General features: G+C 41.8%; 16 protein-coding genes. 5 read left to right on the plus strand and 11 right to left on the minus strand.

What is annotated here, in order from left to right; all coding sequences use genetic code 11:
• Positions 1 to 293: 293 nt before the first annotated feature.
• The 4 genes from HMPREF1521_RS09050 to HMPREF1521_RS04850 all read right to left on the minus strand — a co-directional run bounded on the left by HMPREF1521_RS09050 (position 294) and on the right by HMPREF1521_RS04850 (position 11,113).
• Positions 294 to 707 carry a hypothetical protein gene (locus HMPREF1521_RS09050; protein WP_198014210.1) on the minus strand — a complete coding sequence of 138 codons (414 nt, stop codon included), beginning with the start codon at positions 705 to 707 and terminating at the stop codon, positions 294 to 296.
• A gap of 404 nt (positions 708 to 1,111) precedes the next feature.
• Complete coding sequence (locus tag HMPREF1521_RS04840; protein WP_232203189.1) at positions 1,112 to 1,957, minus strand: DUF805 domain-containing protein; 846 nt, start codon at positions 1,955 to 1,957, stop codon at positions 1,112 to 1,114.
• A 65-nt stretch (positions 1,958 to 2,022) separates the two neighbouring features.
• On the minus strand, positions 2,023 to 9,096 hold the full coding sequence (locus HMPREF1521_RS04845) for a hemagglutinin repeat-containing protein (protein WP_038116554.1): 7,074 nt from the start codon (positions 9,094 to 9,096) through the stop codon (positions 2,023 to 2,025).
• Positions 9,097 to 9,250: 154 nt separating this feature from the next.
• Positions 9,251 to 11,113: a ShlB/FhaC/HecB family hemolysin secretion/activation protein gene (locus HMPREF1521_RS04850; protein WP_084214625.1), complete on the minus strand. Its 1,863-nt coding sequence runs from the start codon at positions 11,111 to 11,113 to the stop codon at positions 9,251 to 9,253.
• A gap of 223 nt (positions 11,114 to 11,336) precedes the next feature.
• Between HMPREF1521_RS04850 and HMPREF1521_RS04855 the strand changes: the two genes are divergently transcribed.
• A complete protein-coding gene (locus tag HMPREF1521_RS04855) occupies positions 11,337 to 12,515 on the plus strand; it encodes an MFS transporter (protein ID WP_038116557.1) in 1,179 nt (392 codons plus the stop codon).
• A 54-nt stretch (positions 12,516 to 12,569) separates the two neighbouring features.
• On the opposite strand, the gene dcuC is transcribed toward HMPREF1521_RS04855, so the two are convergent.
• The 7 genes from dcuC to fusA all read right to left on the minus strand — a co-directional run bounded on the left by dcuC (position 12,570) and on the right by fusA (position 21,620).
• Positions 12,570 to 13,820 (minus strand): C4-dicarboxylate transporter DcuC, encoded by a 1,251-nt coding sequence (gene dcuC, locus HMPREF1521_RS04860; RefSeq protein WP_038116559.1) that lies wholly within the window; start codon positions 13,818 to 13,820, stop codon positions 12,570 to 12,572.
• 70 nt (positions 13,821 to 13,890) lie between these two features.
• Positions 13,891 to 15,135, minus strand: coding sequence for a M20 family metallo-hydrolase (locus tag HMPREF1521_RS04865; RefSeq protein WP_038116561.1), 1,245 nt, complete (start codon positions 15,133 to 15,135; stop codon positions 13,891 to 13,893).
• A 117-nt stretch (positions 15,136 to 15,252) separates the two neighbouring features.
• On the minus strand, positions 15,253 to 16,551 hold the full coding sequence (locus HMPREF1521_RS04870) for an amidohydrolase (protein WP_038116563.1): 1,299 nt from the start codon (positions 16,549 to 16,551) through the stop codon (positions 15,253 to 15,255).
• Positions 16,552 to 16,697: 146 nt separating this feature from the next.
• Positions 16,698 to 17,639, minus strand: coding sequence for a DMT family transporter (locus HMPREF1521_RS04875; RefSeq protein WP_038116566.1), 942 nt, complete (start codon positions 17,637 to 17,639; stop codon positions 16,698 to 16,700).
• A 201-nt stretch (positions 17,640 to 17,840) separates the two neighbouring features.
• On the minus strand, positions 17,841 to 18,734 hold the full coding sequence (locus tag HMPREF1521_RS04880; protein WP_038116570.1) for a DMT family transporter: 894 nt from the start codon (positions 18,732 to 18,734) through the stop codon (positions 17,841 to 17,843).
• A gap of 106 nt (positions 18,735 to 18,840) precedes the next feature.
• Positions 18,841 to 19,311: a YhcH/YjgK/YiaL family protein gene (locus tag HMPREF1521_RS04885; protein WP_038116574.1), complete on the minus strand. Its 471-nt coding sequence runs from the start codon at positions 19,309 to 19,311 to the stop codon at positions 18,841 to 18,843.
• 242 nt (positions 19,312 to 19,553) lie between these two features.
• The gene (gene fusA / locus HMPREF1521_RS04890) at positions 19,554 to 21,620 is read right to left on the minus strand and encodes an elongation factor G (protein ID WP_038116578.1); all 2,067 of its coding nucleotides are present in this window, start codon (positions 21,618 to 21,620) and stop codon (positions 19,554 to 19,556) included.
• 194 nt (positions 21,621 to 21,814) lie between these two features.
• On the opposite strand from fusA, the gene HMPREF1521_RS04895 reads away from it, so the two are divergent.
• The 4 genes from HMPREF1521_RS04895 to HMPREF1521_RS08955 all read left to right on the plus strand — a co-directional run bounded on the left by HMPREF1521_RS04895 (position 21,815) and on the right by HMPREF1521_RS08955 (position 24,311).
• Positions 21,815 to 22,852 (plus strand): restriction endonuclease PLD domain-containing protein, encoded by a 1,038-nt coding sequence (locus HMPREF1521_RS04895; protein ID WP_038116581.1) that lies wholly within the window; start codon positions 21,815 to 21,817, stop codon positions 22,850 to 22,852.
• An 80-nt stretch (positions 22,853 to 22,932) separates the two neighbouring features.
• A complete protein-coding gene (locus HMPREF1521_RS04900) occupies positions 22,933 to 23,484 on the plus strand; it encodes a helix-turn-helix domain-containing protein (RefSeq protein WP_156924913.1) in 552 nt (183 codons plus the stop codon).
• 23 nt (positions 23,485 to 23,507) lie between these two features.
• Positions 23,508 to 23,837, plus strand: a complete 330-nt coding sequence (locus HMPREF1521_RS09160; protein WP_084214626.1) for an IS3 family transposase — start codon at positions 23,508 to 23,510, stop codon at positions 23,835 to 23,837.
• A gap of 9 nt (positions 23,838 to 23,846) precedes the next feature.
• Complete coding sequence (locus HMPREF1521_RS08955; protein WP_084214627.1) at positions 23,847 to 24,311, plus strand: IS3 family transposase; 465 nt, start codon at positions 23,847 to 23,849, stop codon at positions 24,309 to 24,311.
• The last annotated feature ends 7 nt before the right edge of the window (positions 24,312 to 24,318 follow it).

The following is a 24,318-nucleotide window of genomic DNA, read 5'->3' on the forward strand; positions in this document are numbered from 1 at the left end:
AGGTATCTCGCTCGGCCATGGCAACCGGTCAGCCCAATCTGTTCACTCCACCCTCGGTGGTCCATTTAATAAGCTGCGTACTACAGGTTCTCAGCTAGTCCCGCTCTCTGTAAGTGCATTTCCTATTTTTATCTCCACCTCATCGGTTTCTTTCAGACGAGTATAAAATTATAATTAGATTATACGATTCCTATAAAATGAAAATCAAGAATTTTAATTTCTGATTATTATTCTTAGCATGAGCTTTGATGATACTGATAAATGTATCCATAAAATATCTTCTAACTATATTCTTACGAATTAATAGTTCGAATAAATTTATATGAAGCTACCAATATTAATATCACCTTTATCAAGAATGGCAAATTACTCTGTAACAGCCAAATAACCCCTATAACATATGCAGAAAAAATAAATATCCATTTTATTTTGCTTCTAGGAATGATATCAATACCTAACAACTTACCATGAAGGCCCAATAAAAAATAAAGATATACTTTCCATTTCGACTGATAACGTTTATAAGCCTTTTTATAAATAAAATAATAAATCTTTCGTCGTCTGTATACCGGCCATAATACGGGTATGCAAAAAATATAAGCCGGAAATAAATAACCTAACAACGATAAAGAAAAGGTATAGTTGCTTTTTTCATAAGCTGCAGCAATTGCAACAATCATAAATAGACCTGCGCCAATCCATCTCATTCTAAAATCATTTAACAGATTTAAAACGTTCTTCTTCATATATAATCTAGCCAATCATTACTCATTTATAATGGCCATATCATTGCATAGCCATAAATGCGTTACCTATTCCCATTTGCCATGTAACATGTAATAAAACAAATAAATGAAATGTATTATCTATGTTAAATTATCCATATACCTATCTCCCATAAATAAGCGAACCGATACAACGATTCTCTTTTCTACAATAAAAACGTTCTTCAAGGTCTATGTGTTTGTACGTAATGTCGTGTTATGATTAATATAATCCATAGTGATTACCTCGTTAGATTATATTTCGTCACTTAAATCATAACACAAGGTTCACTATGGATTTTTTATGTGTTCAATTTCATTCTACAATTAAGCAATAAAAGAAAATATCAAAAATTTGGTTTTATAGTAAAATACCAAGATTTTTTTAATAGTAAATGATATAGTACAAATACATTTACAAATGGTAGTACTAAACCAGCAATCCATAATGAGCTTAATAAACAATCATGTAAACGTCTTAGTGATAATGTAATAATCCCTATACCTGGCCATATATAAACCATTAAAAGATTAGTACCTCTAATTAAAGATACATTAAATATATCAATACTAAATTTAGAGAAAGAAATAAACAAGAACATCAAAATGAAAGAGACGAAGTTCCCTCCAATCACCCCAGAAAAATATTCTCTCCTATTTGCTCGACCACTTATATAAAATAATTTAGCAAAATATATTCTATAAACATTATCAAAAAAATCAACTTGATTTACTTTATTGTTTAGAGAAGTATTATTTCCATACGCCACAAAATAATTATCAATTTTGTTAACACCATAAGCATATCCATGAATATTATTAACCGCTTCACCAGGAGGTAATGAAAATAACATCAAAAAAATAACTATAAAGAAGTTTTCCTTAGTTAAATCAAAAATTGAAATGATTTCGAAAAAGGATACTCCATCCAAATCATAGTTATTAAATGTTAGTTTAATAAAAAAACATATAGTTAAAACTATAATTATAACCCATCTTGCTAAACCTATGTCATTTAGTCTTCTAACTAAAGATATAAAAATAACAATCATACCACTAATGATTAAAATATATGGAAGTATTTTAACAAATGGACTATTTGTTAAACTGCCCAATAACGCTATAAGAAATAAATATATATAAATATTTATTACGGTTCCGACAATAGCAAATATATAGGCGACCCGTTCCATACGTTTATTTATTACTATACAGGATATATTATTTTTAAATAATTGCCATTCCTTTGATAAGTTCACTAATAAGACCTCTGAATTTCATTAAAATCTTGTTTAAAAATTTCATTTGGAATAAGAATAAACTTTTCTTTATCAATTAACAACTCTTTTCCTCCATATTTATTTTCACGAACAAAATAAATATAACCAGGATCATTATTTGAATAATATAAGCGACCTTCGTTAGGATGTAATTTTTGATATGATATAGCCATCTGATTGATTCTAGGTTGATAACCATAGCGCTCATTAATCGATTCATTCACTTCATGTGTATTAACACTTGGCACTTTAAAATCCTGTGAAATACGTAATCTTAAATCAGTCGCACCCTCACCATAATTAAATGTTCGTTGTTTCGTATTATTTTTAGGGAAATGCAAATTCACTAAATCATTATAAAATGATTTATTTATCTTTATCGTATAATCTACCACATCTAACGTGCCCGTACGGAGTGGTTTATTATCAATTGTAAGTGTTTTATAATAAACTTTTATATGTGGATGATTAAAGTCAGATGAAAATATATTATTATCAGAAATAGATAATGATGGTTTCTTAGGTAAAGAAAATATATTATCTACCCTATCATTTTTCGATTTTTTATCAAAAGGGTTTTTGATAAAATCTCTTACACCTACATCTATACCTAATGCTCCTGTAACACCATCTACGGAATCATTTCTAATTGCTCCATACCCTATAAGACTAGCACTAACCTCAGTACCATGTGGAAGTTCTGCAGATGTTTTTCCTTCAAAACTTGTAGCACGATTATACATTGGTGTTGCTATTTCATAAGAAGATTTCCTATTAGCTGCAAAAGCTTTACCTTCGTAAATAATATAATTCATAGTCATATCACCACTTGCAGGATACACTTGATATCCATTATCGGCCATATAATCACCAAATTGAGAGAAAGAATAAACTGCCGGTTTAATAGTATATTCAAATTTACCGGTATTAACATCAAACACGGCATTATTACCATCTGCTAAAGTGATAGCTTTATGACCATTATCAACTAATTCATCTCCATAGTTCTCATGTACTCTAGCATAAGGATTATTATTAGAATAGTATTGATCATCAGAAGCATAAATCGTAGATATCCAAGCATTTGGCTTCCAACTAGAATTTCCACGTTCTAAGTTTGAGCGTGTAGAATAAGCAACATCAACAGCTGTCCTATTTAGGCCAGCTAAATACATTAAAGTATAATTTAGCCCACCATTTAATACAGATTCGTCTGGTAACCATGATGCTAAGGCATAAGCAACACTACCATCTATAGTTTCATTTTGATCATTATCATCACCCAAACCATGTACAGCTCTATAATTACTTAAACCAGCCCATTTTCCAATAATTTCTGCAATTCGTTTATTACGAGAATATCCTTCATCATACGTAAAAGCACCTGTTAACTCTGTCAACATTTCTTGTTGTTCTTCATGTGTTAACCAATTATTATCTGTCGCTGATAAAGCAATACTTTGTCCCACATTATTAACAGAAAATGTTTTTAAGGCTGCAAGGCTAACTATTTTTCTAATTCCAGAATCTTTTATATCCTTTAAGGAATTATTAAGGGCAATATTTAATGTACTACCTTTAACACCACTTATAGCACCATTACCTGACCACGAAGAAATTACACCTCCGAATCCTGCATGTAAAGCAAGCCGATAAACACCATTCTCATTCCATTTTTTTGCTTCTTTAATATATTCTTGTGCCAACTTCTCATTTCCATCTCGACTAGCTTCAATAGCTTTAATAGTTAAATCTCGAGATTTTTTTAACGCAATATCCCCTATCAACTTATACCCCTGATTAGAAATCTTAGTCAACAGGATCTGCTTTTCTTCCACTCTCTTCTTATCAAAGATTGGAGCCAGTTTATTAAGTGCATGCTCTGTATCATGATTAATTTTTTCTAACGATTCTTTTTCAGCAAGTTCAATAATTCCTTCACTAATAGCCGAATGTGTAGTAGACTTTGCACTGTCTTTTACAGGAATACCCATATTAGGACTACCTGTAATTCCTAATGGGTTATTCTTAGTTCGTTTAGTCGTTGACAAACTATAACCGGAAGTTTTTGCAGAATAGGATTCTTCATTTTGAATATCCTTCATTTCTAAGGATTTAGAAGATAGTTTATTCTTAGATGTATCTGAACTTCCTTTTATTATACCACCGATAAGTGTAGTCGCATTGCCTACTTGTACATGGTATCCACCTTCACCGGCATAAATCCCCGCTTGGTCTGTCACACTGGCATAATGACTATCCGTAGTTCCTTTACCATTTTCAAATCCCACAAGAGCAGGTCCACTCATACCATACGATACAGATAAGCTTTTGTTCCGACTATTTTTATGATAATCATGTGTATCTTGCAAACTTTCAATACGTAAATCATTACCTACATTAGTTACAACCGTATTACCAGTAATTTTAGAACCAAGGATATCCGTATTGTTACCGGATGTTGTAGTCGCCAGTTGTCGTCCCCTAATCATCGTACCGACATGTGTAGTAATCGTTTCAATACCCTTTTCTTTACCTTTGAATACATTCGCATCAAGACCGATAACTCCATTACCATGAGGACTGATAGTAGCTCCGACAGACCAGCCGGACTGCGTATAGTCATTTGTTTGTATGCTTGTATTCGTACCGGCCTCTAAACGAATATTATTCTTCGCATTAATATGTACTTCGGGTGCATCAACTGTAGAACCGGTAATATGTACATTACCGGTATTAGGTGTTTCTCCTGTTCCCGTAACGATAACTTTTGCGTTACTTCCAATTGAACTTCCCACATATTGTGCCTGATTGAGTTCACTCGTTTGTTTATATTGACTGGACCCGATACCGACTTTAATATTAAATAATCTGTCATGTTTAGCCTGTTGCACTTTATACGCATTCTGTTTATTTTGAACATTCTCTACCGTCGGATCTATGCCGTCAAAATCATGAGTCGCCAATCGATATGAAATATTTCTTTCAGCAGCACTATCCAGTACCGCTTTCTCATTATCTAATAACCGTAACGGTTTCAAGGATTTATACGCTTTCACATCATTATAAGCATGCTTAGCAGCATTCGCTAACTCGCCATATTCAAAAGCAGCCAATGCACTGCTTTGCCGATTATGAGCTTTCTTACCTAATTGTTGCGCTGTATTAAGAGAGCTTACAACACTTCCACCTACGCTAACGGTTAAACCGGATCGTTTTTCTTCATGGCTTTGTACCTCATGCGTTACATTATGCTTACCATCAATAGTTACATCAGAAGCCGTTAACTCTGCCGGTTGATTACTAAAGTAATTTGTCGCCGTGCTATGAATTGAATTCCCTGCATTTACCGCTATATTACCTTTAGAGGAAGCAATATTTGTTGCCACCTGATTCGTATACTTTCCATCCAGTGTATCCGTTACTTTTTTGCTACCGATGGTAAAACCTATACCGGCACTCATCAAACCTGTTTTCTTGCTGTGCTCATAGATATCATCACGCTGTCTTTCTTCACCGGAATTTGTACTCACATCATGTCCCGCAGTAATGTTTACATCCTTCGTACCCAATACATTGGCCCCCGTTAAGGACACATCATGGTTGGCTTTCATATCGACAGCATTGCCACCGATGGTTGAAGATAGAACACCCGTATGTTCATGGTCAGTACGTAGTGTACGCACTGTTTTAGATAATAAGCTCTTTTCCTTATACTTAATACCATATTCATCACGGCTATAGCTTTTACCGGATGTCACATTCACATCATGTCCGGCTGCCATCGTCGTTGTACCCTGCTCACTATTCACGACACCATTACGAACAGATACATCATGACCGGCACGAATAGCCACATCACCGTCACCTAGAATTGTCGTACCCAATTCAGTACGACGTTCCGTACGGTTATAATTATCGCTGTTGACGGTCATATCTTTTTTTGCAGCCAGCTGTTCCGTACCGATATTCACATCATGGCCGGCCGTGATGTCCATCGTTGTATTAACACCGCCATGAACCAAGGCCCCTTTGAGATGTATATCACGATTAGCGGCAATAGATAATTGTCCGCCCGGTTCAGATACACCTACTGTACCTTGACGACGAACAACATCCTGATTCGACAATGCCTTAACACGAGCGCCCACATTCACATCCCGACCTGCACGCACCACAACGTGTGTATCGCCATGAATAGCCCCCGTAGTATTCACATCCTGTTTCGCTGCAACCGCCACAATACGTCCATCAATCGTACCGGTATTATGGATATTCTGTCCATTCAATACAATGGTATCAGCCGTCATCACACCTTGGTTTTGTATATCAGCATCGGTCTCGCTTACAATCGCACGACCGCTGATCAGACCGCCCATAGCATCCAGACTCTTTGCGGATTGTTTTGCTAAGTATACTTTTGGATAAAGAACTTGCTGTTCTTTACCATTGACAACCATCGTTTTCGTTTCGAGCCATACCATGTCCGTTGTAATCGCCTGCATTTGTGCATCAGACAAGGTAATCCCCGGCGTTAAATTAAACTGTTTACCATAAGCAATGCCCGCCTCAAGAAGCGCTTTATACTCCGCTTCATTATCTGTATAACCGGTCAAATATTGACGGCCGGTAGCAGCGAGAATCTGCTGATTCACCAATTGTTGTTCATAGAAACCGTCACCTAAACGCTTAAGACGACGGTCAGGGTCCTGATTAAGGGCATCAATCATATATTGAGAGGATAAAAATTGTTTACGGTCTGTGAACGCCGGATCTGTCTCTACCAATGCATTAGCGGTAATCTCCGGATGAATTCTGTAAAGTGATTCCGTAGGTAATGATAACCCATCAATCGTGCCGCTACGCTTACCGTTTCCTTTACCCAGACCATATGGATCTAAACTCTCACTTACCTTAACTATTGTTGAAGCCGACAGCACATCCTCTGCATGATCTTTTACGACACCCACAGGTTTGACATTCTGTTCGGTAACAGACGGTGTCATAAACACTTCATCCTTCCAGTACCGACGGCGCTTATGACCTATACCGCTGGACTTTCTAACCCGTTTAGTATAGCTTTCCTGCGTTGTACCTGTCGCAATCGTTTTCTCACTGACTTCATCAGATTGATTATCTATCGCACCATGGGTACGTACAGTTCCACCCGCTACGATACGGCTATTCGTATTATGGATGGCTCCGGATACAGTCATATCCCCACCGCTGCTGATGACCCCCGGATCATCGTGGGTAATGTCAGTATGGGTATGTTCAGTTTGACTACGAATAATAGTAAACTTATGAACACGATTTTCATCCTTATCCATTTCTTTGTTATACGCTTCATCTTCTGCACTATGTACCGGTATAACACGAGGTGTACCATAGCCACCATTATTATCAGCATACGGGAACTCCGATTTATCAAACACTTGCCCTTCCAGCTTATGATTCGGATCATTCACTTTAAGCTTATCAGGATTGTTAGTCACACCGTCAGAAACACGCTTAGCCCCAAATGCCGCATTCTCATTTTTTACCACAGGCGTATCAATCGTCATAGCCCCTGCGGATTTAATCGTTGCACCGGTATTCGTCAGGTCCTCTTTAGCTGTCACACGCATGGACCCGCTACTATATATAAGCCCTCTGCCTTCATTTTTTATATGCTTCGCGTCAACATCTACCTCTTTGCGACCTGCTATGGTACCTGATGTATGACCAGCAAACTCTGTTTCGATAGCAGTCAGCTGTGTTTGTGCCTCATCATATGCTTTTGTAAGGTGTTGGATACGTTGTTTGTGCGCAGCCAACTCTTCTTGAGTTTTATACGCAGTTACATCCGCATTCCATTCATCATCGAGTGCTTTCTTTGCCGCTTTTAATGCGTCTCCGGCTTTATGATAGCGTTCTTCTAATTCGCGATTTGTATGGTTATTAACGTGATTAGCTTTAATGGATACAGCATCCCCATACACACGTCCACCATCATGGTTATCTACAGTGCCCGCTTCCACATGTGTAGTACCACCGGAATTAATAAGACCTGTGTTATCTACTGTCGTTTGACTGTCTACGGTAGTACCTGCATCACCTTGTACAATCCCGGATCGTCCTACTGCAACGGCTTGACCGGCTATAGCCGTATTGCCATTACTCGTCACACCACCACTAACAACAATGCGGCCGTCACTCGTAATATTCGTGGCTTTTGCACTACTGACTACACCTTTTACATTCACACCAAGTCCGGTATTACTTCCTTTCATGGTAATGGCATTGGCATACATCCCACCGATAGCCGCTACATCCAAGCCAACTTGATTGGATGTGCCTATGCGCTGTGTATCTAACGTATTCGCATCCACAACATTTTTGCCGGTACGGACATTCGCCTCATTTGCCCATACACCGGCATTAATATGGGCCGCTTCCGTTAAAATCTGTAATGCATTAGCCCCTTTGGCGTTTAACCCTTTTCCATTAACCGATACCGCACCTTGTTCTACACGATAAGTTTGAATATTACCGTCCGCATTGAACTCCGGTTTCCCTGTCGTCAATACGGCACGGTCTGTATTAATAAATCCGCCTCCATCGACACTGATACCATTCGGATTAGCCACCACTACCGAGGCCTTTTGTCCTGCCACCTCGATAAAACCTTTCATAGCAGTTGGATTGGTAGAAGTTACCTCATTAAGAATCACACGTGCCGCACCACGAGCCATATTAGCATTACCCGGTACATAACCGGCAAGCGTAGTATTGGACATACCATACGAATTATTTAAAATAGTCCCGGACTCAGGCACATTAAACTTCGTATAATCGTTGCGAGATACACCACCGGCCGTAGGACCTGTTACATTAACTAGTGTCACACCATTACCGGCCTGAGTGACTTGAGCCTGACGGTCTTGAGGGGCCTGGCGGTCCACTTCAATCGGATATTCCGCATACGAAAAAGGCATCACAACAGGATCCACAACCAACAATCCCATCGTGAGCCATATAGCAATTTTATATTGTAATGATTTCTGTTTCATACAGCTCTCTTCTCCACACATAATAACACACTATACATTATATAGCAGGCGGCATACACTATAGCATACCGCCAGTTCAATACACATAACGACTACTGAACAGTACAATTGCATCACACTTGCATTCACGCATATACAACTGTATTGTCAATGCTTAGAATCGAATACCGGCCTGAAATCCGGTCGTTACATGATCAGTTACATATCCGCTCGGTTTATATAAAGGGACACCGACAAAAGCATCATAAAACAAACCGGACTTAAATTGACCGCGTATACCTAATGCCGTACCGGCTATAATTCGTCCTATTAATATATCCGTACTAGGTCCATATACTGCACCGACATCTACATTAACATATACACTGGAATGAAGACGAGGAATATAGCTAGCCACTTCATTCCGTACATACCAACCGCTTTCACCTAAAAGCGTCCGTTCCCCATCAAAACCTTGTACCGTATAGCGATTCCCAATACTCATCATATCGCGAGAAAATAACCGCTTACCGCCTAAGGTCCATTGACCGTGAAATGATGTAGTAATGCTGGCCGGACGATGTCCCCACCGACGTGGTATTTGATAATCTACATCGGCAAGAAGTTGGGTAAATCGAGTGCTAGGTGCATCGCCGCCAAAATCAGGATGGGAACCGAACCAGCCTACCCCCTGCTTTACGCCTACACGAGAGTATAATGTATTTTGCCTTATATAGCGCCGTTCCGACACCCCCACTTCCAAAGCGGCCGTATCAGCCCGTTGTACAGCAATATCCACATCATTAATATAATTATGTGAGTTACGTTTGCTGATACTCACGTCCCAACTGCGTTTAGTAGTTCGATCACGATGGAACACATGCTGCCACGTGCCTCTAACGGATTTCACTCGACTGGAACTGATCACAGGCCCCACTATAGACTGAATCGATTGATGATACGATAAATGACTATATCCAATGCTAAAGGTATCCTTACCTCGCGGAATAGAATAACTAATACTATGGTTTTTAGTTCCCTTTACATACCCCTCATTGGCACCATCATGATTGGCACTGATACGCAATACATCATTCGCATTGAAAAGTCGATCAATACCAATAGACGCATTCCATTGCAGTTTACCCGTATCTTTCATTCCCGAGTCATCCACAGAAATAACACCATGAATCGGTGGGCGTTTTGTTGTTTGTAAAACAATACGGGAAGATAGCGGTCTGGCTCCCGGCTCCAGCTCAATCGACACATCTTGGGAGCCGATTCGTTTCATCTGTTCCAGTCCTTGTTCAATATCCCGAATATTCAATATATCTCCTGGACGTAATGGAAACGCATTTTCCCATGGTAAATGGGGACTCTTTTCTTTATATACGACAGATTCGATGCGACCTACCTGCAAATTAAACTGTAACTGCCCTGATGCTAACGACTGTGCAGGAATGCCAATTCGTGACGTGATATACCCATGAGAAACTAACGCCATATTTAACCGTTCTGCTAATGTATTAATATCCTCAATGGTCATTTTCCGATTGACAAATGGACGTGCCGTTTTACTTAAAAATGAAAACTCCTTAGGTACATCCATGACTAACGGTGTACGCCGCGCGTCATAAAACAAAGGACCTTTAATCATGCGCGTACTTGCCGGCACACTATTATCCAGGAAAGTGGTATTCTCCATTGTGGAGGCCGTAACAGAATCACGGGATATAACGGTTTCCTCATGTATCGGCTCCTCCACAATGCGAATATGAGACACAAAAAAAGATGGTCCTACCTGTACTGGCTGCTCTGCCAGTATAGTATGACCATCTAATGATGTACTTGACGATGCTATAGTATCCATAGTATCGTCTTGTAAATGTATACGTTCTTCTCCTAGCCGCGCCTCTCTCGCTATCTGTTCTTCTTTTGCCCGTTCCAACGGTTCCATTTGATCCATAGTTTGTGCTTGTATGGATAATGGAAGACTCATTACAGCTGTAATTCCCATCAATAGTTGTCTATATTTCATAAACACTCTCTTTCTATAACTACTGTATACACATTCTGTACTTATTATATGGTGATTAATTCATGAAATCAAATGAGTGATACATGAAGTTGTATTTATATAACTCTCATAAGTTGATATTGTTTTCTCTTAAATGATAGTAGTATACTGACAATAAATGTATCATGAAGATATCACAATACGTCCACACATATTAAACATTCAATACTAAAGGAGGTCCCGCATGGAAACGTGGAAACGAACTGTCTATATCAGTTTATTATGTGTATTCTGCACCTCCTTCGGTGTCAGTCAGTTGGCGCCGATTCTGCCGCTCTACTTTCACGATTTAGGCATTACCACACCGGAAGGTATGTCTCTATGGTCCGGTTTAGCGACGGGCGCCACTTATCTCATCGTGTGTTTAGCCGCTCCGTTCTGGGGGCGTATCGCCGACAAGAAAGGGCGCAAGATTACATTGATCAGGTCCAGCTTCGGCATGGCCCTGTGTAACATCCTAATCGCCTTTCAAACAACTCCGGAGGGTGTCGTTATCGTGCGCTTGATTCAAGGACTGGTGAGCGGATTTTATACGGCAACGATAACATTAATCGCCTCTGAAACGCCAATCGACCGGACCGGTTGGGCCCTTGGCATGTTGGCCTCCGCCAATTTGGCCGGTTCATTAATCGGACCTCTTATCGGCGGCTATATGGCCGATGCAATCGGCATTCGTAACGACTTCATCGTCGTCAGCGTGCTCATGTTCATCGCCTTTATTATGGCGACCCTATTTATCCACGAGGATTATACGCCCCAATCCAATGCCAAGAAATTGACACTTTCAAAACTGAAAGAAGAAATCCCCGAATTCAACAGCATCATTGCATTATGCGTGGCGTCTTTTATCTATGCGATCTGCATCATGTCCTTACAGCCTATTATTTCCGTTTATATTAAAAGTATCGTCCCAAGCGATACGGAAAATCTTGCATTCATCGCAGGCGCGGTATTTTCGGCCATGGGGATTGCACAATTAATCAGCAGTTCGCCTCTTGGCAAGCTGGTCGACCGAATCGGACCGCGCAAGGTACTCGTCATTTCTCTCATCTATGTAGGCCTCCTCAATATTCCTCAAGCCTATGTAGACAATATTTACCAGCTCGCTGTCATCCGCTTCTTACAAGGCTTCGGTTTGGGCGGAATGTTGCCGGCCCTAAATACATATTTATCCTCAAAAACACCTCGCCAGTTTACGGGACAAATATTTTCCTATAATCAGTCGAGCCTGTTTCTCGGATACTTTTTAGGCGCCGTCGGCGGATCCGGACTCATGGCGCTATTGGGATTTACCACATTATTCTGGATCAGCGGCGGATTATTTATACTTTCAGCCCTCTGGATCGGATTAAAATTAAAATAGAATACAGTACATAACCATATATATTTTTATATCACGCTGTATCAAAATATGACACTACAACAGCAGTAACATAATAACTACAGTTGCCGCTACGCATGGAACAGCATTACGCTTTGCCAATTCCATCGGATTGATGCCTGCCAATCCGGCGATGATGATGCCGGCTCCGGCCACAGGGCTCATACTGCGACCGATACCGGCCCCGAGCTGAGCCATAGAGCCGAGTTCCATAATACCGTATCCAAAATCCGCCGCATGAGGTGTTACGGCGCCATTGAAAGCAAGGGCCGCCGCATTACCGGAACCGGAAATAACAGCCAACAGGAACGGCCCGAAAGCAGCCCCGATCTGCGCAATTTGCTGAGAGTTTTTCATACCATCGATCAATGCGCTTGTAAGCCCGATATACTGCATCCCCGCCGTAAAGCATGCAGCAGCAGCCATCAAGCCTACTACATCACACATACCGTCACCGGTACCGCGGAAAAATTTCTTCACCGCATCAGTCACATTAGGACGGACCGCAACGATACCGATGGCCGTACCGATGAGCATTGAAACAGGTACGGAAATCTCAGGGATTATCGCTACCTGCTTACTGCCTAACACAAGCAGTACCAGCGGAATAATCGGGATAATCGCATAGAAATAATTCACCCTGAACGCTTTGCTGTCTTCGGCATTAGACTCCAGTACATATCCGGTATGTTCCTTTTTGACGATTGCCACGATATTAAGTAATACGGAGGCCACCACAAGTCCCACAACCGCTTGCATCGAAAAGCTGGCAATAACGGTCATAACATCTGTTCCTGCCAGTTGCGCCACCTGCGGGTTAAACATGAGGCCGGGACTCAGGGAGCTACCCCATGTGCCTAAGAATACAGCGGATCCCGCCATCGCCGGATGAACACCGGAGCGAATAAGGGCCGGAATCAACAGGGCCCCTACGGCGGCTGCACAGCCCGCCGCAGTCGGCAAAGCGATATTAATCAAAAAGGTAATAATGACCGCACCGGGAATGATGATTTTTGTCATGCGCTTTAAGCCGGCAGAAATGAAGTATACCATGTGCTCCGTACACTTCGTGTACTCCATAACATAACTGAAGCCGAGAACCGTACAGATCGTCGGCACGAGTCCGGCATTGGTAAGTTCTTTCACGAAGGCCGTCGTACCCGCCGCGATGTTACCGCCGATAAAGCACATCAACAATCCCGATAAAAACAGAACAAGTCTCGTTTCAAACTGTTTAATGATGGCGATAAATGTCGCCACCACGATAATAATACCCGAAATAACCATAGTTCTCTCCTGTCCACAAACTAAAACTCGTGATAAACCTAATTAAGATTCAGATAATCCCTTATAGTAGTTAGATGAGCCTTGTTTCAGCTGAGCTGAGGCTGCGCAATACCGTATCCAGAACCCTCGCCCCGGTCACGATATCGTCCATCTCGGCGAATTCCGCCGGATTATGGCTGATACCGTCGCGACACGGAATGAATATCATCCCTGTAGGGACAGCCTCCGCCCAATGCATGGCATCATGACCGGCTCCGCTCGGCATACGCATATACTCTACGCCTAAAGACTGAACAGCCGCCTTAATCTGTGCAATCATAGCCGGATGCATCGCCACCGGCCGGTCCTGAGCAATCGGCTCGATGGTATATGTCAGACCGCGTTTTCCGGCGATTACATCGATGTATTCTTTCACAAGGGTCACCACGGAATCCCGAGCCACCTTGGACATACTGCGAATATCGACGCCCAGTTTCACAGCGCCCGGAATTACATTCATCGCACCGGGGCTAACATCTACAATACCAACGGTTCCCACAACAGGCGGTTCCTCCTGCATCGAGGTGATTTCCTCAATGCCGAGGATGATTTTCGCCGCACCGCACAGCGCATCGTGACGTAAATTCATCGGCGTGGCGCCGCTGTGATCCGCGTGCCCCCGAACGGTCACATAGAAACGCTCCGGTGCCGCAATACCTGTAACGATACCGATTTTTTTCTGTTCGTGCTCAAGAACCTTGCCCTGCTCAATATGAATTTCTATGAAAGCTTTCACAGCTCTCTTATATTGCATCTGTTCAATAGCATCCGGATCGAGGTTACGAGTCTGTAACGCCTCATACAGTGAGATTCCCCCTTTATCAACTAAGCGGTGTAAATCCTTTGCGGTCAATTCGCCTCGCATCGCCCTGCTGCCTAATGTGGCCGCGCCAAATCGGCTGGATTCCTCACACATGAAAGACACCACAGCAATGGTATGATCGTGCGCAAATCCGTCATCCGTCATACTGCGAACCGCTTCGATTGCGGACAATACGCCGACAACACCGTCATAGTTCCCACCATTAGGCACACTATCCGTATGGGATCCGACCATCACGACGGGCAAGTCTGGATTCTTACCTGCCTTATAGCCGATAACATTGCCAAATCCGTCGGTCTCAACAGTCAACCTCGCCTCAGTCATGCGGTCCATGATATATTGACGCCCGTCCCAGTCCGCATCTGTGAAAGCAAGGCGATTGATACCTTCACCCGGCGCTGTAAAGATCGCCATATTATTAAAGTCCTCAGCTAATCGTTCCCGTTGTATCATAGACGCTCCTTTACCAATATACTGCATTTCATAAACCATTCTTAACCGTTTTAATCTATACAAGGAGTATGCTGATTCGGTCAGATTTATCATTTTAGTGTGGTGATTCTGTCAGAATTATCGTTTCAAATAATGTTCCGCTATAGAACATAATGCGACGATACCGTTCAGCATGTCTTCTTCATCGATATCAAAAAGAGGATTATGATGCGGCGCCTTAATGGCAGAGCCCAACACCATATACGTCGCCTTACCGCCGTTATCGATGACGCGATTGAGGAAATACGCACAGTCTTCACTGCCGCCGCCACTATAGTCAAAAAGAACCTCTTTAAAGATACCTAAAGGCTCAATAATCTTTTGTACTTCTAGGGCTAAATCATCACTGATGCGGCCTGCCGGCGTTTCACCCTGTTTTGTAATTTCATAGGTACAGTCGTGCATTTCCGCTGCAGCTTTAATAATAGTTTTTGCCCGATTGATCATATAATCGTTGATTTCCGTTGTGGCGCCGCGCGTTTCAAGTTTAAGAACCGCCACGTCCGGCGTTACATTGCGGCCGGTACCGCTTTCAAACACGCCCACATTCATACGGGAAGCCCCCCGGCTATGGCGAGCGATAGCCTGTAAGTTAAGAACCGCCGTACAGCCTGCAAGCATCGCATTTTGCGCCTTTTCAGGAGATCCGCCGGCATGCGCGGAATAACCGTGAAATACCGCATCAAGCTTGGTGGTGGCCAGAAAGCCGTGATCACTGCAGGCAAAGCAGTTGGACAGGTTTTCGTTAAATCCGATATGCATGCCGAACATCAAATCCACATCATCCACCACACCGGCTTCAGCCATGGCTTTTGCACCGCGTACACCTTCCTCCGCCGGTTGGAATATGAGCTTAATCGTACCTTTATAGTTAGCCTTATGCGCAGCCACATATTCCGCCAGTCCGAGGCCCATCGTCATATGCGTATCATGGCCGCATGCGTGCATCGCCTTGTCATGGCGGGAGCGAAAGCCCTTATCTGCGGGTATATGACCGGCCTCATTTGATTCTATGACATCATTTGAGTCCATATCCGCCCGAAATGCCACCGTAGGGCCGTCATCGTCGAATTTCATTGTGGCTACGATGGCCGTTTTACCGTAACCCATTTTTTCTACCAGTTCAGGATCGGCCCCTTCCGCAACGGCACGATCCATGGCGGCTTTCATGATCTCATCGCCGGGAAGTCCCATGCGTGCATCCAAATCGAGGACATCCGCCCCGAGGTCCACGTCATACCCCAGTTCAATAAGACGCGCCGCCACCTTTGCCGCGGAGCGATACTCAAGCCACCCCGGCTCGGGATACATGTGAAAATCCCGTCGCATCGCGATAAAAACATCGCGCCGTTTCTCTACAAAACTCTGAACAGACATAGAAACCTCCTCTATAAACAAAGAATCCGCATATCTTTACTATATGAACAGATATGCGGATAGTCAACCGAGTACGGCTATGTATACAATATATATAATTGTCTGCTTGGTACCTATTTATAAAAAACAACTTTAAGATCAATCGATTATGCCAGCTCCGCCTTATTGAGCTTCGCCAGTACTTCACGCTTGATTCTGCGGTGCCGTTCCCAGCCGATGATAAATACGGTGCTGATGATAAATACCATACCGAGAATTCCTGTGAGGGTAAATTCATTGCCTAGCAACGCCCAGCCGAACATAGCCGCCGAAATCGGTTCCAGAGATGACAGGATGGATCCCTGAACGGCTCCGATGCGACGGACGCCTTCCATGTAGGCGTTAAAGGACACCACCGTACCGAGGATGATGATGGTAAATAAGCCTAACCACGTCATATGGTCCCAAACGGCTTTCGATTCGTAGGCGCCGAAAATAGAAATGGATAACATGCCGGATATGAGCATGGCAAAGCCCACAATCGGCCCCGTGCCATACGTGCGCAACAACTCAACCGGCTGCAAGCTGTAAACGGTGATTCCTAATGCGGATAACAACCCCCAGAAGAGAACCCCGCCATTTACATTCTGTATATCCAAACCGCCTTGAAACATGATCAACATCGTCCCCAATATGGCGAAGAACACCGATACGACCTCTCCGGAGCTCGGCTTATTGCGATAGCGCAAAAATAAATATACGATAATCATCGTCGGCGCCACATATTGAAGGACCGTCGAAATCCCTACACCGGCAAGGGCGATTGATCTAAAATATGTATACTGGCACATCGCCATCCCGAAGATGCCGAAAATGAGCAGCTTCATGATATCCTTGGGGCTTTTAAAAACGTTAAATACGGCTGTTCCCTCTTTCATAAACGCCAATATAACCGTGATGAGGCCTGCCCCGATCAGCCGCACCTCCAGCAACCATTCCACGTTGACATGTTTCGCATCTTCAATAAATTGTACGGCCGTTCCCGACAGTCCCCACAGCAATGCCCCTAATATGGTGAGCCCCATGCCGACCCATTGTTTCTGTTCCATCTCTCCCCCAATATCCAGCGAGATTTATCTTATAATTACGACGTATGGTGAAAGTCGACCACAATTTGCATAACAATTAACATGCTCATGAGTCAATCATTAAACTTTCACAAACGTTCTACAAGAACCTATTGTAAAACAAAAAACAGCCCAGGTCTATACAAATTTCCAGGCTGATTCTCAATATTTATTTCTAACTGATTAAGATTTCTTTTCTAATGCGATAATGATAACGGTCGCAATGATAAGCGCCATCCCGACGATGCCTAAAACACTGAACTGATTTCCCAGGAGGAGCCACGCAAAAAAGGCTGCGGATATCGGTTCAACGGACGACAGGATGGATCCCTGAACGGCACCGATGCGCTTAACCCCTTCAAGATAGGAATTAAAGGATACAATCGTTCCGAGGAATATGACGGAAAAATATCCTAAACCGGTCCAGACATCCCACGTTGCGGAGGACTCAGGCTGATGAAATAATATTCCTGCCGCAATGCCGCTGAGGAACATCCCGAAGCCTACGATCGGCAAGGTGCCGTACCGAGCCAGCAAGTGCACCGGCGACACGCTGTAAACGGCTACGCCTACGGCAGATAAGAGCCCCCATACGAGTACATCCAGACGGATGCTTTCAGCGGAAAATCCGTCATTACCGATAAGGCAGATGGTCCCCACCAACGCGAGAATAACGGATAGAACCTCGCCCCGTGTAGGATGTTTACCGTAGCGAAACACGGCGTACAGAATGATCATGGACGGCGCCAGATATTGAAGGACCGTTGCAATGCCCGCACCGGCCAACAGAATCGCGTTAAAGTAGGTATACTGACACATGCCCATGCCTAAGATACCGAAAATCAGCAGCTGCATCGTATCCCGGCGACTCCTGAATACGTCGAATATTCGGTTACCGTCGCGAAACCACGTGTAACATACCGTAATACCTCCGGCCAAGATAAGCCTCGTCGTGACGAGCCACTCCAAGTTCATGCCTCGGCTGTTCCCGAGAAACTGGACGGCTGTTCCCGACACGCCCCACAGGGTGGCCCCCAGTAATGTCAATGCGATACCAACAACCTGATATCGGTTCATAATACTCCTCCTACCGGCCTAACGTAACAACTGATACACACGAGTTCATATAGGCGACACACATTACACACTGAATATTACAGGCAAACCGTTGGAAAACTCAATCTTATAACAAAGATACGTGAACCTTAACTACTACTTTACGAATATCGATCGGTTTATCATTCACAGCCAACAGAGGTCGATGTATATCCGACGGAAAAAAGACGGTGTAATACCCTTCCGGACAATGAATCATGCCCTCATCGACGGCTTCATTAGGATAAAAATAACAGTCCCGATCCGGATAGGATTCAACGGGTTTAACTTTACCTCGGTCCACAAAGAACCCCATATGTTCCTCACCGCACACCATAAACTGTATATCCACATAGTTTTTATGCGATTCCGGCTTGGTTTCTTCAAATAACTTCGTTTTCACATCATCCACATTGGCGTACATCAGATCGCCTTCGATAGCATGACGGCCCCCGGATAATGATTTGAGGTCCGTAGTCTTCAGAAAATCAAGGGCCCGCACAATAGCCGCGGGATATCCCATTTTCGTATAATCCGCTTCAATGGAAGAAAAAAACATATATAACATCCTTTCAAAAGGCAACCCGGTATTACGTTCAATCATAATATATTTATAGTAGCATATATACCGACAAGGGACTAGCTAATTATTAACATAAAGCCCCCCATACGCTACATATATGGAGGGCCTCGTAAAATACTATTCAAATTTATGACTTACTGTCAATTGTTATGCTTATGAAATTGTGTATTCAATTGTCAGTTTAAAACTAAAAACTAAATCATGAACATAATCAAATCTTATTCTCGATTTTTGAAAGCAGCGATAATTTCTTCGGCTTGCTTATGCGGAACCTCTTCATAGCTGTAGAACTGTCGATTGAATACGCCCTGTCCTTGCGTCATCGAACGCAATACAGTAACATAATCCGACATTTCCGCCAACGGCACTTGTGCTTTGACCACGGATATACCGGTTCTTTCACTTTGTTCCATGCCTAATACACGACCTCGTCGACTATTCAAATCGCCCATGATGTCACCCATGAAAGCATCCGGTGCAAACACGTTGACCTCATAAATCGGCTCCAATAGGACCGGTTTCGCCTTCGGAATTACATCCTTGATGGCCTGTGACGTAGCTACTTTAAATGCTAGCTCCGAGGAATCTACACTGTGGTACGATCCGTCCAGGAGTGTCACCTGTACGCCAATCATAGGATAACCTGCAATTAGACCTTTATCCAGGGTTTCTTTGGCACCCTTTTCCACCGCCGGAATATATTGCCGTGGTACAGCACCGCCAAAAATCTTGTCTACAAAAGCAAAGTCGCTACCATCATATAATGGATCCACTTGAATCTTAACATGCCCATATTGCCCATGACCGCCACTTTGTTTTTTGTATTTAGATTCTGTTTCTGCAGAACCTTTTATCGTTTCACGGTATGGAATGTATGGAGGTACAAGTTTCGCCTGTACACCGTATTTACGGTCCATCTTATTAAGAATATGTTCCAAATGCACCTCGCCCATACAGTCGATCTGTAATTGGCGGGCTTCCGCATTTTTCACAACTACACAAGTAGGGTCTTCCTCCGCTACTTTCATCACCGCACTTGCTAATTTCTCCTCCTCACCCTTTTTCACCGGTTCCATAGCCACGGTGTAAAGCGGTTGAGGGAAGCGAATCGCATCGTACGTTACTTTGAACTCGGGAGCGGTCAATGTATCCCCTGTCTTAGCATTCGGCAATTTCGGTATCACTACGATATCCCCGGCTTTGGCAGCGGAAACAGGAATCTGTTGCTTCCCTATAAGGGTAACCATCTTGCCCCATTTTTCCTCTACGCCCTGGTTCACATCGAATAGTCTATCACCTTCCTTGAGTTCCCCTGAGAAGATTCGTACAAAGCTTTGTTTTCCTGCGAACGGATCTAACAGCGTCTTGAATACGAAAGCAGTTAACGGTTTATCTACATGTACTGCCCGCTGTTCGCCGGTTTCCGCATCCGTTGCGGTCATCACTTTTTTCGTTGCATCCGGCATATAGCGGATCATCCGATCCAACACCTGATCTAAACCAATCCGAGATGTGGCACTGCCACACATGATTGGGCATACACGGCCACTAATCATCCCTTCGCGTAGCCCCTGTCGAATTTCCTCTAACGTTAATTCTTCACCTTCTAAATATTTCTCCAACAGTTCATCGCTACCTTCAGCCGCGGCTTCTACGGTTAACTCCCGTATTTCTTGAGCCTTTTCAATAAGATGAGCCGGTACAGCAATCTCTGTCGGTTGGCCGTCCTTATAAGTAAACGCAGTCATTTTCGCTACGTCTACGACGCCTTCGAAATCGGCGCCTTCACCAATAGGAATCTGCAACGGCATGATGCCCTTGCCGAATAATTCCCGCATTCTTTCAATAGTACCGAAGAAATCGGCACCATCTACATCCATTTTATTGATAAATGCCATGCAAGGCATTTGTAATTCTACAGCATAATCCCAGGCGCGCACCGTATCCGTTTCAACACCGGACGTAGAGCTCAACACCATCAACATACCGTCACAGGCGCGCAATGCGGCACGAACTTCGCCATGGAATTCATTGTAACCCGGCGTATCCACGAAATTAACCTTGTGGTCATGCCATTCACAAGGGGCCATGCCCAACTGAATGGTCACGTTACGCTTAATCTCTTCCGGTTCAAAGTCCATAATATGCTTATTATCTTGACCACGGCCGACAAAATCAACGGCACCGGAGGTTAATAACAAAGATTCCACAAGAGCAGTCTTCCCCGCTCCATCATGGGATACGACAGCTACATTTCGAATTCGGTCACTACTATACTCTTTCATCGGAATCGCCTCCTTATTGGCAAATTACGCTTTTGCTATACTATTTCGACGTTCCTTTGTAAAAGTCCTCTTTTCCGATCAAAATTAATTCAAAAGAAATATCAAGAAAATTTATAGTATATTTATACTTTCGCAAAACAGACTAATTTTATATTATAATTAAAATAAATAAGTATGTTTCTATGGAGGTTGTGATGTTGTATTACAAAAATTTAGAGCAAATTATTTTTTCAAAACATGAATTATTAAGCGATGAACCAGATGAATTATTAATTATTAGCGGATACCTAGGGCCCGCTCCTATCGAGCGATTAAGAGAACTTCCTAATATGAAAATTACTATAATTGGAGGAATGTACTCTAATGGTATTGATGCCAGACTATTAAACTCCTTAAATTTAATCAAATCTCAAAATGATAAACTAAATATTTTATATAGTCGACAAGAAATACATTCTAAAATATATATTTGGAAAAAAGATGATAAAATTTTATCTGCTTTAATTGGCTCAGCAAATTTTTCTTCAAATGGTCTTAGAACAGATTTCCGAGAATCATTAGCTGATGCAACTAGAGATACCTTCTCACCATTAAAAGAATATGCAAAATTTATACTAAATGAAGTAACAGAAACTCCACCATTAAAATCCACTCAAGCAATTATCGAATTCGATACCAACTTTAACATCAGCCATATTACCGACTTTAAACAAAAAAGACTATTTACTGTTGATATTCCATTATATTCTGAAACTCAAGCAAATGGTAAATTTATTCCTAAAAAAAGTGGATTAAATTGGTGTTTTGCTAATGCACATGTATCTGCAGGAGATGCTTACATACGTATTCCAAAAAGCATTATAAAATTAGGGACTGAACTTATTAAACCCTATGATACTTCTTACGTTTCTACTAGTACCCGTAGAAGAAATTCTGATTCAATAGAAATAATTTGGGATGATGGTGTTGTTATGGAGGCATCCCTCGAAGGAGAACAAAAATATGATAATAAAATTTATCCTAAACAAATAGCTTCTTATAAAGCACAAAGGCCTTATCTGGATGGCATCCGAATTTCAACCAAAAGCATTCTAGGCCGATATTTAAGAAAACGATTAAATGTTAGCTTAGATGATTTAATTACTCTAGAAACATTAGAAAACTATGGTAGAACAACTATTACGCTATCATTAATTGAAGAAGGCACATATTACGCTGATTTTTCTGTATAAAAACAAAAAGGAGAGCCTTGTGATGAACAAATGAACTGCACCCCAAAAATTGGACACAATTTTTGGAGGTGCAGTTTTTTATGTCAAAATACTCAAAAGAAGTTAAAGAAAAAGTCATTAGCCTTTTTGAAAAAGATTTAAGTCCCTTTAGAATCGCTAAAGAGCTTAAAATTCCAGAAAGCACTGTAAAAAACTGGTTATACAAGTTTACCCTTAGTCATAATTTGACCCATAAAATTGGTAAACAAGTATATACAGCAGATTTTAAACGTAAAGTTCTTGAAACTAGATGGAAAGATAAGTTATCCTTTAAAGAAACAGCAGAATTATTTAGTTTAGATAATCCTAGTCTAATTGCAGCATGGCAAAAGCGGTATTTAGACGAAGGGATTTTGGGATTGCACCCCAAGCCTAAAGGTAGAGCACCTATGAAGACTAAGAAAGAAATTAAAATACAAGTAGATTCAAGCCAAAAAACAGATAAGGAACGTATTAAAGAACTGGAAGCTGAAAATGCTCGATTAAAGTATGAAATATCTTTTTATGATGACTTTATGAAAGAAATGCGTGAAATTGCTAAACCCAACCGAGCTGTAAAAAAAAAGCACAAACAATTGCCATCGAAAGATTAAGAAAAATATATCCCCTTCAGTTTATGCTCAAGTACTTTGGCATTAGTCGTAGTACATATTATGCACGCCTAGCTAGCATAAAAAAGGGAGACAAATATGCAGAAGAACGAGAAGCTATTCATACACTTGTATCGATGAATAAAGGTCGCTACGGATATCGACGAATCACAATAGCATTACATAAATTAGGCTTCACGGTGAATCATAAAGTTGTGATGCGTATTATGAAGGAAGAAAACTTAACATGCAAAGTTCGTCTAAAGAAGTACCGTTCATATAGGGGGATCGAAGGAAAAATCGCACCTAATATTATTAAGCGAAACTTTACTGCAACAAAGCCAGATCAAAAATGAGCAACAGATATTACAGAATTCCACCTATTTGGGCGTAAGGTTTATTTATCACCAATCTTAGATATGTATAATGGTGAAATTGTATCCTATGAAATATCAGAACGACCTGTATTAACACAGGTATTATCTATGTTGGATAAAGCCTTTAAGAACAGGCCACATAGCAAAGGCTGCATCTTACATTCAGATCAAGGATGGCAGTATCAGCATAGAGCTTATCAAAAAGCATTAAAAAATCACGCTATCATCCAAAGTATGTCTCGTAAAGGAAATTGTTTGGATAATAGCGTGATGGAAAACTTCTTTGGCTTACTAAAATCAGAGTTGTTATATTTAGAGGAATTTACTTCCTATGAAGATTTTATCAACAAACTAAGAGATTATATTGATTATTACAATACAAAACGTATTAAGCTCAAATTAAAAGGAATGAGTCCGGTAGAATACCGAACTCATTCCCAAAAAGTAGCTTAATTATATC

This window comes from Veillonella sp. AS16 (genome assembly GCF_000517785.1).
Taxonomy (GTDB): Bacteria; Bacillota; Negativicutes; order Veillonellales; family Veillonellaceae; genus Veillonella; species Veillonella denticariosi.